Annotated in this window: 12 protein-coding genes; 6 read left to right on the forward strand and 6 right to left on the reverse strand. The window is 38.2% G+C overall.

The genetic code is table 11. The features are described from left to right. Positions 1-74 precede the first annotated feature (74 nt). Together CWD90_RS05530 and CWD90_RS05535 are read right to left on the reverse strand one after the other, a co-directional pair. Complete coding sequence (locus tag CWD90_RS05530) at positions 75-1,124, reverse strand: DUF6340 family protein (protein WP_157941165.1); 1,050 nt, start codon at positions 1,122-1,124, stop codon at positions 75-77. A 313-nt stretch (positions 1,125-1,437) separates the two neighbouring features. After that, complete coding sequence (locus CWD90_RS05535; RefSeq protein ID WP_103474935.1) at positions 1,438-2,487, reverse strand: DUF6340 family protein; 1,050 nt, start codon at positions 2,485-2,487, stop codon at positions 1,438-1,440. A 242-nt stretch (positions 2,488-2,729) separates the two neighbouring features. Here CWD90_RS05535 and CWD90_RS05540 point away from each other — a divergent pair, with 242 nt between their 5' ends. From CWD90_RS05540 to fumC, 3 genes are all read left to right on the forward strand, one after another. Further along, positions 2,730-4,904 (forward strand): endonuclease MutS2, encoded by a 2,175-nt coding sequence (locus CWD90_RS05540; RefSeq protein WP_103474936.1) that lies wholly within the window; start codon positions 2,730-2,732, stop codon positions 4,902-4,904. A 21-nt stretch (positions 4,905-4,925) separates the two neighbouring features. Next, positions 4,926-5,339 (forward strand): thiol-disulfide oxidoreductase DCC family protein, encoded by a 414-nt coding sequence (locus CWD90_RS05545; RefSeq protein WP_103474937.1) that lies wholly within the window; start codon positions 4,926-4,928, stop codon positions 5,337-5,339. Positions 5,340-5,489: 150 nt separating this feature from the next. After that, a complete protein-coding gene (gene fumC, locus CWD90_RS05550; RefSeq protein WP_103474938.1) occupies positions 5,490-6,887 on the forward strand; it encodes a class II fumarate hydratase in 1,398 nt (465 codons plus the stop codon). A gap of 303 nt (positions 6,888-7,190) precedes the next feature. Here fumC and CWD90_RS05555 read toward each other — a convergent pair whose 3' ends face one another. Continuing rightward, positions 7,191-8,078: a hypothetical protein gene (locus CWD90_RS05555; protein WP_103474939.1), complete on the reverse strand. Its 888-nt coding sequence runs from the start codon at positions 8,076-8,078 to the stop codon at positions 7,191-7,193. Positions 8,079-8,249: 171 nt separating this feature from the next. On the opposite strand from CWD90_RS05555, the gene CWD90_RS05560 reads away from it, so the two are divergent. Both CWD90_RS05560 and CWD90_RS05565 read left to right on the forward strand, forming a co-directional pair. Further along, a complete protein-coding gene (locus CWD90_RS05560) occupies positions 8,250-8,714 on the forward strand; it encodes a GNAT family N-acetyltransferase (protein WP_103474940.1) in 465 nt (154 codons plus the stop codon). A gap of 12 nt (positions 8,715-8,726) precedes the next feature. Then, positions 8,727-9,527, forward strand: coding sequence for an MBL fold metallo-hydrolase (locus tag CWD90_RS05565; protein ID WP_103474941.1), 801 nt, complete (start codon positions 8,727-8,729; stop codon positions 9,525-9,527). A 121-nt stretch (positions 9,528-9,648) separates the two neighbouring features. Here CWD90_RS05565 and ettA read toward each other — a convergent pair whose 3' ends face one another. The 3 genes from ettA to CWD90_RS05580 all read right to left on the reverse strand — a co-directional run bounded on the left by ettA (position 9,649) and on the right by CWD90_RS05580 (position 12,859). Beyond that, entirely contained in the window at positions 9,649-11,340 is a 1,692-nt protein-coding gene (gene ettA / locus CWD90_RS05570; RefSeq protein WP_103474942.1) for an energy-dependent translational throttle protein EttA, read from the reverse strand. A 112-nt stretch (positions 11,341-11,452) separates the two neighbouring features. Further along, positions 11,453-11,635, reverse strand: coding sequence for a CAL67264 family membrane protein (locus CWD90_RS05575; protein ID WP_031443882.1), 183 nt, complete (start codon positions 11,633-11,635; stop codon positions 11,453-11,455). 228 nt (positions 11,636-11,863) lie between these two features. Beyond that, complete coding sequence (locus CWD90_RS05580) at positions 11,864-12,859, reverse strand: Gfo/Idh/MocA family protein (protein WP_239986470.1); 996 nt, start codon at positions 12,857-12,859, stop codon at positions 11,864-11,866. A gap of 61 nt (positions 12,860-12,920) precedes the next feature. On the opposite strand from CWD90_RS05580, the gene CWD90_RS05585 reads away from it, so the two are divergent. Continuing rightward, the gene (locus CWD90_RS05585) at positions 12,921-14,549 is read left to right on the forward strand and encodes an acyl-CoA carboxylase subunit beta (protein ID WP_103474943.1); all 1,629 of its coding nucleotides are present in this window, start codon (positions 12,921-12,923) and stop codon (positions 14,547-14,549) included. Positions 14,550-14,795: the final 246 nt, after the last annotated feature.

Consider the following 14,795-nt stretch of genomic DNA (forward strand, 5'->3'; position numbering starts at 1 on the left):
AAGGTAATCATCTTTTAACGATCAGACTTTCTAATTTGCAAATTTATCAGGTTATTTAACTAAGTTGAAATCCGTTATCGAGATACCTGTTGTTCCAAAATTTGGTTTTGGGTTGACCTGTATTTGAGTACTTCCAAATACTTTATTGCTTCTTTATTGTCATAATCCAAATGTGATTTTGAAGCCCATTCTATGGCGGATGTCAAGTCACCCTGGATTTCGTTTATAACCGCCATGTTATAACAGGCCCTCCCGGCCATTCTAGTATTGGAGTTCTCCAATTCTTTTTCCCATAAGAGCGAAGCTCCTTGCAAATCGCCATTTTCTATAAGCTTGCCAGCTTGATCAAGGTTATCGGTACCACGTACAAAATATGATCTCTCAACATTATTTTCATAAGGTAATAATCGTTGGCCATAATTGCTGCCGGTTGATTTGCTCTGTTCAACCAGAGTGTCTTTTCGGCCCTCTATGGCCTTGAAAGCCTCTATCGGGTTTGTACCTTTGCCTTTTGAGACGACCTGGCCATTAAATACAAATTCATCTATGATTTCATTGCTGTTGGGATAATAGATTTTCCAACCATTCTCTATAAGTGTCTCCAATGTAATCTCTTGGGCGGGAACCTTCACCTTCACCCTCATTAAGTTAGGTTGTAACATAGATGATTTCTTTACGGAAACTGTTGTTTCAGCATCAAAATAAGACATTGAAAATATAGCATCTACATGGTGGGTATTGCAAATTTTTTCGATTAATGACCAGGAAATGGCATCGTTTCCGGCGTCAAAATTCAATAACTCCTCCGGTACGGAATCGAGCATTTTAATAGATTGAAATCGGTTATCCTTTACCAGTTCGTTGAATAAACCCGTTAAGGCCGCATCCCTACCCTGCTCGGAGAGCCACTGTTCTTCGGCGGACACCATTCTATTAAGACCTGTTTCATCTTGATCTACATCTGGCAGTATACTTCTATTAATGATACCTATTTTCTTTATTTTTTTTGAAATATGCACAGGAGAGGGCTCCATCGTCTGAAGAATAATTTGTTTAGTTGGGCTACAACTTATAATTATAATTAGTAGGCCTGATGCAAAAAGCCTTATAAAAAACTTGCTCATGCTATTTAAATGAAATTCAATTGATAAAAGGATTAGGCGTATTAACATAACCTTGCTAAAACTCATTTTATAGGCAAAATATTGTCCATTAGTCCCAAAATCATTGAATTTGGAGACTTTTTCAAACCTTTTTTGCGCAAAGACCCTTCTTTTTACAAAAGGGATCCATATTATTTTAAATTGGCACTTAATTCGATGGGACCATTTCAATAAGCCCAATATGCCAAAAGAGTCCAGTTTCCATTTTTATGGAAGCCGGACTCTTTTGTTGAAGTTTTTAAAAAATACAAATACCCTTTAAAGGCAAATCTGCTTATCGCGAAGCTTGCTGCTCAAGGACTTCATTTTGCGATAGCCTATATTTTAGAATATTTAAATATCTGAGGGCATCCTTATTGTCATAATCCGCATAGGATTTTGATGCCCAGTCCATTGCGGCGTTCAAGTCACCATTAATTTCATTTATTATCGCCATATTATAATGGGCTCTTCCCGCAATTTTAGCTTTGGAATTATCCAACTCTTTTTCCCAAAGTTGGGCAGCACCCTGCCAATCCCCAGTTTGTGCCCTTCTTTTGCCCACTACAAAATTGTCCGTCCCACGAACAAAATAATCCCTGCTGATTCTGTGTTTGTATGGCGAAAGTCTAGATCCATAGGCGTACCCTATATTTTTACTAAATTCCTCAACAGCTTCATTCCTACGGGCCACAGCTTCGATCGCTTTAACTGGATTAATTCCTTTTCCAGAGGAGACCAGATGATCTGTGTACATAAATTCATCTACAATTTCCCTAGACTGTGGGTTATAGATGCGCCATCCATTTTTTATCAAGGTATTTAAGGTGACTTCATGGGCTGGGACCGCCACTTTTATTCCCAAATTGTTTGGAAGTTGCATTATAGAAGGTTTATAGGACACCTGGGTATCGGTATCATAAAATGCCAGCGAAAAAATAGCATCTACACCATTGGCTTCACAAATCTCATCAATAGCTTCCCAAGACAGGCTCGCCGGAAATACATCCAATCCTTTTCTAATATCTGTTTCGTTATCTAAAATCAGTATCTCTTCAAACCTTCCAGTTCTTGCCAATTCATCAGAGAGGGCGGTAATAGCAGCTTCAGCTCCTTTTTTATCTAGATTAAGCCCCTCAGCGGACAATATCTGATCTATTTTGTCAATTTTCTTATTTCCTTCTGAAGGTAAACTTCTATTGATAATTCCTATTCTCTGAATATCATTTGGAAGATGTACTACAGCCGGTTCCGTAGCTCCCATAGTTAAATTATTGGTGGCACTACAGGAAATCAATAAAACGCCCATACTAATATATCCGAGTATTAATTTAAGGTTGCTCATAAGTAGGTTTTTAATGGTTTTTTATTTAAAACTATTATAATAGTCTAGCTATAAAACATATACTGTGCCAAAAATATTGTTCTGTTGACCAACATTCATCTAATTTTTATGCATATATCATGGTATATTCACCCAAAAAAGGTAAACATACCTTATAAATACATGTTTTACTGCCTTCTCATATTACACCTATTCCTTACCTTTGAAGGTTATAAAATGTTATGGAAAGGAAATCTCACTAGATGAATAATATAGGTTCAAAAACGCTTCAAGATTTAGAATTTAATACCGTTCTCCTGCAATTGGCTGGCCGTTGCACCACAGAACTAGGAAAGGAACGGGTAGTAAGCTTGGAACCAATCCCATCCAAAACCACACTTTTGAATGTTTTGGGGCAAACTTCCGAGTATCTGGCCTCCTACTCTAATGACAATAGAATACCACATCATAACTTTGACACCATCAACCCCGAGTTAAAGCTCTTAAAAATTGAGAATACTACTTTGGAAGTAGGTGGTTTTAAGAAAATTGGGGCCATTTGTACAACAGTAGGGACACAAATAAAATTTTTTACAAAATTTAAGGAATACTACCCCTTACTTTTTGGGGCTACAGAAACTATTACCTTGAACACGGAGATTCCCCGACATATAGAAGCCGTCTTGGATAAGTTTGGGGAAATAAAGGACAATGCCTCCAATAACCTTCAAAACATTCGTTCACAAATGGTGACGGTCAAGGGCAAAATAAATCAAAGTTTTGCCTCAGCTCTTAATACCTATCAGGCTTCAGAGTTGTTAGATGACATTAGGGAATCTGTAGTTGATAATAGAAGGGTACTTGCAGTAAAGAGCATGTATAGGAAAAAGGTTAAGGGAGCCGTAATGGGGACCTCCAAAACCGGTAGTATTGTTTACATTGAGCCAGAAGCAACATTGAGGTATAGTCGGGAACTGAGTAACCTTGAATTCGAGGAACGGGAAGAGGTTCAAAAAATATTGAACGATCTTACGAACCGAATTAGACCATTTGCACATGACCTTTATGCCTATCAAGATTTTCTTGTGCATATAGATATAACGGCTTCTAAAGCAAAATATGCTTTGGAAATGGATGCGTTATTACCGGAAATAAGTGACCACAGGGAGCTTTATCTTAGGGATGCCTACCATCCACTATTATTTTTGAGCAACAAGTACAAAAAGGAAAAAACGTACCCGCAAACCATTGCCCTACATTCAGAAAACCGAATTATAGTTATTTCCGGTCCCAATGCCGGGGGCAAGAGTATTACCTTAAAAACTATTGGCCTGTTACAGGTAATGTTGCAAAGCGGCTTATTGATTCCAGTACATGAAAGGTCCAAAGTTTGTTTATTTGATAATGTTTTGACCGATATTGGGGACAACCAGTCTATAGAAAACCATCTCAGCACCTATAGTTACCGGTTGAAAAACATGAATTATTTTTTACGTAAGTGCAACGATAAAACCCTTTTTCTAATCGATGAATTTGGCACAGGAAGTGACCCCGAATTGGGCGGAGCTTTGGCCGAGACTTTTTTAGAAGTTTTCTACGAACGCGGAGCTTATGGAGTAATTACTACCCATTATGCCAATCTAAAACTCTTGGCCAATGAATTGCCACACGTAAGCAATGCCAATATGCTTTTCGATGGAAAGTCGTTGGAACCTACCTATCAATTGGTTCTGGGACAGGCCGGTAGTTCGTTTACCTTTGAAGTGGCACAAAAGAACGGTATTCCCTATAGCCTTATCAACAAGGCTAAAAAGAAAATAGAACGCGGTAAGGTCCGTTTTGATGCCACCATAGCCAAGCTGCAAAAGGAACGCAGTAAAATGGAGCTAACCGGTTCCAGACTACAAGAAGAAGAATCTAAGGCTAGAACAGAAGCCCAAAAGCTGGAAGACTTAAATTCCAAGATAAAATCTAAATTGGAAAACTATCAGGAACTATATGACCATAACCAGAGGATGATCTATTTGGGCAATAAAGTAAATACAGCTGCAGAAACATATTTTCAAGATAATAAGAAGCGTATTATGGTTTCCGAACTAATACGTATTGTGGAAACAGAAAACAGTAAGCGTAAAAAGCAAACGGTAAAAGAAGTTAAGACCCAAAAAGAAAGAAAGGCCAAAGTAGAGCAAGAAGTTATAAAAAAGGTGGAGGTAATCCGTGAAAAGAAAAAAGTAGAAAAGAAGAAGGCTGAAGTTAAGGAAAAAAACAAGCCCCGTCCCATATTCAAACTTGGAGATCGAGTGCGTTTAATCGACGGAAAAGCTGTAGGCAGTATAGATAATTTAGAAAAGAACAAGGCCATTGTCAACTACGGTATTTTCACCACTAATGTGGCAGTTGACCAGTTGGAATTGGTAGAAAGAAAAACAAAATAAAGGGGTTAAACCTCTACTGAAATGATTCAAAACAATAAAATAATTCTTTTTGACGGGGTTTGCAATCTCTGTAATAGCTCAGTGCAATACGTTATTAAACACGATACCCGAAACGATTTTAGGTTTGCTACACTACAAGGCGAAATCGGAAAAAAACTGGCCGAGGAGCGTGGAATAGACCTTTCTATGGTAGATTCTATTATTCTTATAGAACCAGGGGTGGCCTATTATACCAAATCTACAGCAGCACTGAAAATTGCCCAGTCCTTTGGGGGTGCGTGGCAATTTGCCAGTGTATTGGAGTGGATTCCAGAAAAAATAAGAAATTGGGTGTATGACTATGTTGCCAAAAACAGGTATCAATGGTATGGCAAAAAAGAGGCCTGCATGGTACCTACTCCTGAGTTAAAATCAAAATTTTTGGATCAAGGATAGTTCCTCCTCTGTTGGACTGTTCTGGCATCTCATATAGTACACTTTATTTCTTGTGTAAGGTGTAAGTACAGTAGATAAACTAATTTGGATATTTTATTACTTAAGTAGATAAACGTAAATTTGTAATTATCAATAAACTCAATTTAAATTATGGAATACCGTATAGAAAAGGATACCATGGGCGAGGTTAAAGTGCCGTCCAACAAATACTGGGGGGCTCAGACGGAACGCTCAAGAAATAATTTCAAAATTGGTCCAGCAGCTTCAATGCCATTGGATATAGTTTACGGATTTGCATATTTAAAAAAAGCCGCAGCCTACGCCAACCATGAATTAGGTGTACTTTCTCAAGAAAAAAGAGACCGTATTTCCCAAGTATGTGAGGAAATTTTAGAAGGAAAGCACGACGATCAATTTCCTTTGGTGATTTGGCAGACAGGTTCAGGCACTCAGAGTAATATGAACGTAAATGAGGTTATTGCCAATAGGGCCCATGAAATTGCGGGTAAGAAGATCGGTGAGGGAGAAAAAACTATTCAGCCTAATGATGATGTTAACAAATCCCAATCTTCCAATGACACTTTTCCTACTGGGATGCACATTGCTGCTTATAAAAAAATTATTGAAGTCACTATTCCAGGTGTTACTAAGCTAAGGAATACATTGAATAAAAAGGCAAAAGAATTTGCCAAGGTTGTGAAAATAGGCCGCACCCATTTAATGGATGCCACTCCCCTAACCTTGGGGCAAGAAATTTCAGGCTACGTTTCCCAATTGGATCATGGCTTAAAGGCATTGAACAATACCCTTGATCATTTAAGTGAGTTGGCCCTTGGGGGTACCGCTGTAGGAACTGGTCTAAATGCACCTAATGGTTATGATGTTCTAGTTTCACAATACATTTCCAGGTTTACTAAATTACCTTTTAAGACTGCTGAGAATAAATTTGAGGCTTTGGCAGCTCATGATGCCATTGTTGAAACACATGGTGCCTTAAAGCAATTGGCTGTATCCCTTAACAAAATTGCCAATGATATTAGAATGATGGCATCAGGGCCAAGATCTGGCATAGGTGAAATTATTATTCCAGCGAATGAACCAGGTAGTTCCATTATGCCAGGAAAAGTTAACCCAACACAATGTGAAGCATTGACCATGGTATGTGCACAAGTAATGGGGAACGACGTTGCCATAAGTGTAGGTGGGACCCAAGGCCATTATGAACTGAATGTTTTTAAGCCCATGATGGCGGCGAATATTTTGCAATCCGCTCAATTGATAGGCGATGCCTGTGTTAGTTTTGATGAGAATTGTGCCCTTGGCATAGAACCTAATCACGATGTAATTAAGCAACTTTTAAATAATTCCCTAATGCTGGTTACTGCATTAAACACTAAGATTGGTTATTATAAAGCTGCTGAAATAGCGAATACAGCCCATAAAAATGGTACTACTCTAAAAGTGGAAGCTATCAATTTAGGATATGTTACCGCTGAGGATTATGATGAATGGGTAAAACCTGAAGATATGGTAGGAACCTTGGATTAACACTTGAAGTCAATAAGTGAAAAACCTCGAAGTAAGCTGTCTGGTATCAAATCCATATATCCCGCTTTTTCAGCGGGAATAGTTAATTAATAAAAGGTATGCAACCCCAAGCCAAGCCTTGGATCCCCTTTAAAGTCTCCATCCTAGGATCGGAGTAACTAAACAAGAAACCCCGCCTTCTCGGCGGGGTTAGTTCAACTATCGCATTTCAATACGCCTGCGGCTTTTGAAATACGGGTCTCACGAATAAAAAAGGCCAATCCCGAAAGATTGGCCTTTTTAGTTAAATGGATAGTGTTACTATTATTTCAATTGAAACTTGGAAGTTCCCAATAATTTTAAACCGTTGTCATAAACGTTTACCATATAATTCCCTTTTTGGAATTCACTTGCTGGCTTGTCAATGAAATCACATACATCCAAAGAACGGTTCTCATAATAGAAATCAGTTCCTTTGCTGTAAGTTACAGATGCACCAGAGTCACTTGTTTTAGAGAAACTTTCTCCCAGTACATTCCCTTGTGGATCTAAAACTTCAATAAAGAATTGTCTGTCACCTGCCTGTGCAATAACGTTATCTGCAACAGTGAAACAAACTTTTAATTTGTCAGTAGCTTTAGCTCTAGAAGTAGAAACCATTTTACCACTAGTTCTTTCCTTAACGGCATCTACAGAAAATTTAGATAAATTTAATGCTGACCCTTTTGAAACTACATCTGCCAACTGAGTGTTCTGTACTACCAAAGAATCGTTGAAAACTGTTTGTTTTTCCAATTCAACATAAGTACTGTCCCTCTGCATGGCCAAGAAAGTATTAGATCTAGTTAAAGAATCTACTTTTCTTATTAATTGCTCTCTTTCTTTTGTTAGGATACCTACCTGTTTTCTGTAACGATAAAGACTGGCAATATCAGATTTCATAGTCTTAACAGAATCAATGTATTTTGCAATGTTATCCCTAGCGGAAACCAATTCTTCATTGGTGGCATTACTTTCCAAGATAGCTTTGTCGTATTCCGACTTTAAACTGGTCAAGTCTTCAACAACCAATTCTTTTTCTTTTGTAAGTAATGCAGTGTTCTTTTGTTTATCTTGATATAAACTTACTGTGTAAATGATTACACCAAGTAAAATTACACCCAATAAACCTGCTATAACCTTCAATCCATTATTACTTTTTGTTTCAGTCATAATTGTAATTATTAATTATTTAATTTTTTTAACCTTTAAATTATTTGTTTGTAACACTCTATATACGATCAGGTTTGGATTTTAGATTTTTTTAGTTAAAAAAAATTAACATTTCTCCCAAAGAATACAAAATTCTTATCTTAACTTTATGAGTATATTGATATTACTCCTATGAATTTAAACATAATTCCCTTTGAATCCCGCTATTCAAAGAGGTTTAAGGAACTAAATGTAGCTTGGCTGGATAAATATTTTTATGTGGAACCTAAAGACACTATTCTCTTAGATAATTGTGAGGCTAACATAATAGATAAAGGTGGGTTTATATTTTTCGCGCAGTACCTAGAAAATATAGTGGGTTGTTTTGCATTGATTAAATTACAAAATAATGAATATGAATTGGGTAAAATGGCGGTAGACCCAAATTATCAAGGACTAAAAATAGGTCAGGCACTTTTGGACTCTGCTATTGATCATGCAAAACAAAATGGATGGAATAAATTAATTTTATACTCCAACACCAAGTTGGAAAATGCGCTCTATATTTACAAAAAATATGGTTTTATAGAGGTTGAAATCGAAAAAAATCTGCCCTATGCTAGGAGTGATATTAAAATGGAATTATTAATCATTTAAAATATTCGAATTATGAGTTATTCAAATCATATTATGGCCTTGGTTGTTCTAACAGGCCTTTTGTCTTATGGTTGCAAGGAAAAAGTCAAACAAACTCCGGCTATAGAGGAGGTTGTTGAGCTTGTTGCCGAAACTACGGTTTCAGATGTTAACATCACACCCATTGAACACGCCACAGCAGTTTTGGATTGGGATGGTACAATCATCTATGTAGATCCCGTTGGCGGCAAGGAGGCCTTCGCTAGTGTAAAAGAACCTGACCTAATTTTGATTACCGACATTCACGGGGATCATTTCAGTCTGGAAACATTGCAGGCCTTAAATACAAAAAAAGCAAAAATAATTGTCCCACAAGCAGTAGCCGATAAGATTCCAGCAGAATTTACTCCACAACTGGACATTCTAAATAACGGGGACTCAAAGGAACGTTATGGAATTAATATTGAAGCGATTCCCATGTACAATCTAAGGGAAGAAGCAAAAGACTTTCATACCAAGGGCCGTGGCAATGGCTATGTGCTCAGTAAAAATGATCAACGTATATATTTTTCCGGCGATACCGAGGATATTCCTGAAATGCGTGCTTTACAAAATATAGACAAGGCTTTTGTTTGTATGAACCTTCCTTATACCATGACCGTTGAAAGTGCGGCAGACGCCGTACTAGAGTTTAAGCCGAAACAAGTTTATCCATATCACTTTCGAGGTAAGCCCGATGTTGGAGACGTTGTCAAATTTAAAAAATTGGTAAACGATAAGGACCCCAAAATTGAGGTTGTTCAATTGGATTGGTATCCGAAGGAAGATTATTAATCGATGTTCTGAAAAGCTGTATGGGTTAACATAAAATCCAAATCCTTTTAAATTATAAAACGCTGTTTCTTAATCATCTCGATTAAAGAAACAGCGTTTTTATTAATAATATCGCTCGTAATTAGCGTATCAACTTCTTGTATTTTAGTCGCTTAGGTATTAAATCGCCCCCCAAACGTTTCTTTTTATTTTCTTCATATTCAGAGAAAGATCCTTCAAAGAAATAAACTTGGGAATCCCCTTCAAACGCTAAAATATGGGTACAGACCCTATCAAGGAACCACCTATCATGGGAAATTACTACTGCACATCCAGCGAAATTTTCCAGTCCTTCTTCCAAGGCCCTTAAGGTATTAACATCCAAATCGTTCGTTGGCTCATCTAATAGGAGTACGTTACCCTCCTCTTTTAAGGTCATTGCCAAATGCAAACGGTTACGCTCACCACCAGAAAGCATATCCACCTTTTTGTTCTGCTCACTACCAGAAAAATTGAATCTACTCAAATAGGCTCTTGAATTCACCTGTCTGCCACCCATCATGATCAATTCCTGCTCATCACTAAAATTCTGCCAAATAGATTTTTCAGGATCAATATTGGAATGACTCTGATCTACGTAGGCAATTTTTGCTGTTTCCCCGACTACAAATACACCCTTATCGGGTTTTTCCTCCCCCATTATCATTCGGAAAATGGTGGTTTTTCCAGCCCCATTTGGGCCAATTATGCCTACAATACCTGCTTGTGGTAATTTAAAATTCAAATCCTCATAAAGCAATTTGTCCCCATAGGCCTTACTTACTCCAATAGCTTCAATAACATTGGTCCCCAATCGAGGGCCGTTCGGGATATAGATCTCCAGTTTTTCATCCAATTGCTTTTGGTCCTGGCTCATTAATTTGTCATAATTCTGCAAACGGGCCTTTTGTTTAGTCTGCCTTCCTTTTGCACCTTGTCTTACCCAATCCAACTCCCGCTCCAATATTTTTTGGTGCTTGGAGGCCGTTTTGCTTTCTTGTGCCATACGCTTGGATTTCTGATCTAACCAGCTAGAGTAATTCCCTTTCCACGGAATACCTTCTCCCCTATCAAGTTCCAATATCCATCCAGCCACATTATCCAAGAAATACCTATCGTGGGTAACGGCAATTACTGTTCCTTTATACTCCGCTAAATGATGCTCCAACCAATGAACAGATTCTGCATCCAAATGGTTCGTTGGCTCATCCAACAAAAGAATTTCAGGTTCCTGTAACAATAATCGGCAAAGTGCAACACGCCTTTTTTCACCACCAGAAAGTATTCCAATTTTCTTATCGGAGTCCGGGGTACGCAAAGCGTCCATAGCAATTTCCAATTTGGTGTCCAACTCCCAAGCATTGGAGGCGTCTATCTTATCTTGAAGTTCTGCTTGCTTGTCCATGAGTTTTTGCATTTTATCTGCATCCTCATATACTTCGGGAAGCCCAAACATATCATTTATCTTGTTATACTCATCCAAAATAGCAACAGTTTCGGCTACACCTTCCTTGACCACTTCCAGGACAGTTTTATTTTCGTCCAATTGGGGTTCTTGCTCTAGATAACCAACCTTATACCCTGGAGAAAAAACAACATCTCCCTGGAAATTTTTATCTACTCCGGCTATTATTTTTAGCAAGGTAGATTTACCAGAACCATTAAGACCTAGAATTCCGATCTTGGCTCCGTAAAAGAAGCTTAAATAAATATTCTTTAGTACCGGGGTATTCGCAGTTTTGTACGTTTTAGTAACCCCGGACATTGAGAAAATCACTTTCTTATCATCCGACATATTATATATGTATTATTATTTTGATTATTTTTATTTGAAGTGTAAAGTCCGTAAATATAGATTCCAGCCTTGTATTCTATTGTTTAGTTAAACCATTACCTATTATAATACCTTAAACCCTTCCTTTTAATGCATTAAAAACCCATGCAATTGCAAAGAAACCTATTCCAACAGAGGCAAATCCCCAACCGGCTACATCATCATATCTAAAAGCACCTAACGCAATAAGCGAAAGACCTACAATTATCATTATAAAGGTTGCCCAAGCAAGTACTGTATTCTTATTCATTCCCATGTTTTAATCGGTTTGGTTTGTAGAACTTCAAATATCGTAAATTTTATAAGAATTTATCATCATACAAAAAACTTTATTCGTGAAACACGTATTTCAGAAGCCGCAGGCTCATTGAAATGCGATAGTCGAACGAATCCCGCCTGTTTAGCGGGGTTTCTAGTATAATACCACTACCCATGGATTGTTTCCTAATAGGGGTTCAGGTCTTCCCTTGGGGTTTAATACCTTTTATTGCTCAAAAGGAAATACTATTCCATTTTGCTTTCTCACCGTATCCAATAGGGTTATTAAATCCAAACTGTTTTGATGGCTCCAAAGAGTACTCTCCAATTTACCTTGGCCGAGACAAGCATGCACCTCACTGATTTCATAATAATACCCCCTTCCAGTTGTTGGCAGCTTAATCTCATCTTGTTCATTATTTTTCTCTATGGTATATCCTTGGGCCTCATGCCATCTGGCCGGAATATATATAGTTCCCTTTTCCCCGGATATTTCTGCTTTCATTTCGGACCTGCTGGTAAAGCCCGAATATAAAATAGCCTGGGCCTTTGGGTACTTAAAAATCATTGATGTCTGGACTTCGGCACCATTCGCATGGAAATTGGAAGTGGATAAAATTTGATCTGGCTTCCCAAGAAGCAAATAGCTTAAAAAAATGGGATAAATACCGATGTCCAATAAAGAACCCCCAGCCAGTATCGGGTTCAACACCCGACCTTCAAAATCCCTATCCAAAGCATAAAATGCAAAATCTGCATGTAAATAAGCCAGTGGACCTATTTCTCCGCTGTCTACCGCCTCCTTAACTTTTATAAGGGAAGGGTTAAATCTGCTCCATAAAGCCTCCATTAAAAATACCTTATTGTTTTGGGCGGCCGAAATCATCTTTAAGACCTCCGCCCTATTAACACCCATAGGTTTTTCACATAATACATGCTTACCATGATCCATGGCCATAATAGCGAGTTCGCTATGTAAGGTGTGTGGGGTGGCAATATAGACCACATCTACTTCTTTGCATTCGAAAAGTTCCTTATAGCTTCCAAAGGCGCTGCGCACCTGGTATTCCTCTGAAAATGTTTGGGCTTTTCCTAAGTCCCTTGAGGCAACAGCATAAATTTCAGCTTCGTTGACCAGTGAAAGGTCCTTAATAAAATTACGGGCGATATTGCCCAGACCTATAATTCCCCATCTCACTTTTTCTCCCATTTTGAATTTCATTTAGTTAAAGTTAATAAATATAACTCCTTATCTTTAGTGCGCAAAAGAAAGGCAACTCAACATGGATATCAACTTCAATAAAAACGAAGACCACAATAAATTACTACTATCAGATTTAAAAAATAGACTTGCTAAGGTAAAGCTTGGCGGTGGAAAAATCCGAATTGAAAAACAACATGCCCAGGGCAAATTAAGTGCCCGTGAACGCATAGATTACTTAATGGACAAGGGAAGAGACGCTATAGAAATTGGAGCATTTGTTGGTGATGGAATGTATGAGGCACATGGAGGATGTCCGTCTGGTGGCGTGGTCATAAAAATTGGATTTGTAAAGAGAAAACAGTGTATAGTTGTCGCCAATGATGCCACCGTAAAGGCCGGAGCTTGGTTTCCGATTACCGCAAAAAAGAACCTGCGGGCACAGGAAATTGCTATGGAAAACCGCTTACCCATTATTTATTTGGTTGATAGCGCAGGGGTATACCTCCCATTGCAAGATGAGATTTTTCCGGATAAGGAACATTTTGGTAGAATTTTTAGAAATAATGCTAAAATGAGTAGTATGGGAATTACGCAAATTTCCGCAGTTATGGGCAGCTGTGTAGCAGGGGGTGCCTACCTCCCCATCATGAGCGACGAAGCATTGATAGTAGATAAAACTGGCAGTATTTTCTTGGCAGGCAGTTATTTGGTAAAAGCTGCCATTGGAGAAGTAATCGACAATGAAACCTTGGGAGGGGCCACTACACATTGTGAAATAAGTGGAGTCACGGATTACAAGGCGAAGGACGACAAAGATGCCTTGGATACCATTAAAAATATAATGGATAAAATTGGCGACTATGACAAAGCTGGATACAATAGAAGCACTCCAGGTAAACCAGACGCACAGGAAGATGATATTTATGGCATACTCCCAAAATCGAGAGCAGAACAATACGATATGCTGGAAATTATAAAGCGATTGGTTGATAAATCAGAATTTGAACAATACAAAAAGGACTATGGGAAAACTATTCTCACAGGATATGCCCGTATAGATGGTTGGGCTGTGGGCATAGTTGCAAATCAACGTAAGGTGGTAAAAACCAAAAGTGGGGAAATGCAATTTGGTGGAGTAATCTATTCTGATTCAGCGGATAAAGCCACCCGATTTATTGCCAATTGCAATCAAAAGAAAATCCCGCTGGTATTTTTACAGGACGTTACCGGTTTTATGGTAGGAAGTAAAAGTGAGCATGGGGGAATTATAAAGGACGGCGCTAAAATGGTCAATGCTGTGAGTAATTCAGTGGTACCCAAATTTACCATTGTTATAGGTAATAGTTATGGGGCAGGTAATTATGCTATGTGCGGAAAGGCGTATGATCCCAGATTAATTGTGGCCTGGCCAAGTGCTGAATTGGCGGTAATGAGCGGCAATTCGGCCGCCAAAGTATTACTGCAGATAGAGACAGCTTCGCTCAAGAAAAAAGGTGAAAAAATAACCGAAGCCCAAGAGAACGAACTTTTTAATAAAATAAAAGAACGTTATGACAACCAAATATCGCCCTATTACGCGGCATCCCGTTTATGGACAGATGCGGTAATAGATCCTTTGGATACTCGAAAATGGATATCTATGGGTATAGAGGCTGCCAACCATGCTCCTATTGAAAAGCCCTTTAATATGGGGGTGATTCAGGTTTAAGATTTGATGATTTGGAAATTAACCAATTTGAAAATATAGCAATTAATTAATGTAGCAATGGGCTAATTTGCAGCCACCTCTAGGAGTTAAGCTTGGTTTTTTTATTCAACAACTAATTTTGAATCTATAGAATTCCCCGAGGCTCTGCCTCGGGTGTAGCGTAATGATATGTATTTTTGTGGGTATGAGCGAACATATTCATAAAAGCCATAATAAAAGCTTGCTTTTGTATCATTTTGTTTGTCC

This window comes from Arenibacter catalasegens, from assembly GCF_002909235.1.
In the GTDB taxonomy this organism is placed as follows: domain Bacteria; phylum Bacteroidota; class Bacteroidia; order Flavobacteriales; family Flavobacteriaceae; genus Arenibacter; species Arenibacter catalasegens.